Raw genomic sequence first — 929 nt, forward strand, 5'->3', positions numbered from 1 at the left:
GCATTTTATTATGGTGATCCCCTGGGCGAAATGCGCCTGGTAAGCAGAGTTTTTGAAATGTAAGGCCTTTGAATAAGACAAAAGGCTGCCTCATCGCTAACTTTGCAACAGTGCCCTTACGACTACTTTCTGACTTCCTTCGTGACTTGCCCTAAGCATGTTGTAGTGCGATACTTGTAATGACATTTGTAATTACAAGAGGTGTAAGACATGGGTAGCATTAACCTGCGTATTGACGATGAACTTAAAGCGCGTTCTTACGCCGCGCTTGAAAAAATGGGCGTAACTCCTTCTGAAGCGCTTCGTCTCATGCTCGAGTATATCGCTGACAATGAACGCTTGCCGTTCAAACAGACACTCCTGAGTGATGAAGATGCTGAACTTGTGGAGATAGTGAAAGAACGGCTTCGTAATCCTAAGCCAGTACGTGTGACGCTGGATGAACTCTGATGGCGTATTTTCTGGATTTTGACGAGCGGGCACTAAAGGAATGGCGAAAGCTGGGCTCGACGGTACGTGAACAGTTGAAAAAGAAGCTGGTTGAAGTACTTGAGTCACCCCGGATTGAAGCAAACAAGCTCCGTGGTATGCCTGATTGTTACAAGATTAAGCTCCGGTCTTCAGGCTATCGCCTTGTATACCAGGTTATAGACGAGAAAGTTGTCGTTTTCGTGATTTCTGTTGGGAAAAGAGAACGCTCGGAAGTATATAGCGAGGCGGTCAAACGCATTCTCTGAACCAAAGCATGACATCTCTGTTTCGCACCGAAGGTGACACTTCTGCTTTGCGTTGACATTCGGTGTTATCCAGGCGGGGCTTTGTTGAATAAATCGAACTTTTGCTGAGTTGAAGGATCAGATCACGCATCCTCCCGACAACACAGACCATTCCGTGGCAAAGCAAAAGTTCAGAATCACCAACTGGTCCAC

3 protein-coding genes and 1 pseudogene are annotated in these 929 nt (G+C 46.4%); 3 read left to right on the forward strand and 1 reads right to left on the reverse strand.

All coding sequences use genetic code 11. The features are described from left to right. Nucleotides 1–105: 105 nt before the first annotated feature. A pseudogene (locus FHC49_RS24400) lies at nucleotides 106–186 on the reverse strand (hypothetical protein); the annotation flags it as partial. 24 nt (nucleotides 187–210) lie between these two features. Here FHC49_RS24400 and relB point away from each other — a divergent pair. The 3 genes from relB to FHC49_RS24405 all read left to right on the forward strand — a co-directional run. Beyond that, a complete protein-coding gene (gene relB / locus FHC49_RS11630; protein WP_000534858.1) occupies nucleotides 211–450 on the forward strand; it encodes a type II toxin-antitoxin system antitoxin RelB in 240 nt (79 codons plus the stop codon). Then, on the forward strand, nucleotides 450–737 hold the full coding sequence (relE, locus tag FHC49_RS11635) for a type II toxin-antitoxin system mRNA interferase RelE (RefSeq protein WP_000323025.1): 288 nt from the start codon (nucleotides 450–452) through the stop codon (nucleotides 735–737). Before relB ends, relE begins: the two co-directional genes overlap by 1 nt. Before the next feature lie 109 nt (nucleotides 738–846). Further along, a partial coding sequence (locus tag FHC49_RS24405) for a hypothetical protein (protein ID WP_225622907.1) occupies nucleotides 847–929 on the forward strand: 83 nt, incomplete at its 3' end.

The organism is Kluyvera sp. EC_51 (assembly GCF_019584505.1).
GTDB classification, from domain to species: domain Bacteria; phylum Pseudomonadota; class Gammaproteobacteria; order Enterobacterales; family Enterobacteriaceae; genus Kluyvera; species Kluyvera sichuanensis.

Bases quoted from the DNA above. Each gene is read 5' to 3' on its own strand.
- relB (WP_000534858.1), top strand. From the start codon at position 211: ATGGGTAGCATTAACCTGCGTATTGACGATGAACTTAAAGCGCGTTCT.
- relE (WP_000323025.1), top strand. From the start codon at position 450: ATGGCGTATTTTCTGGATTTTGACGAGCGGGCACTAAAGGAATGGCGA.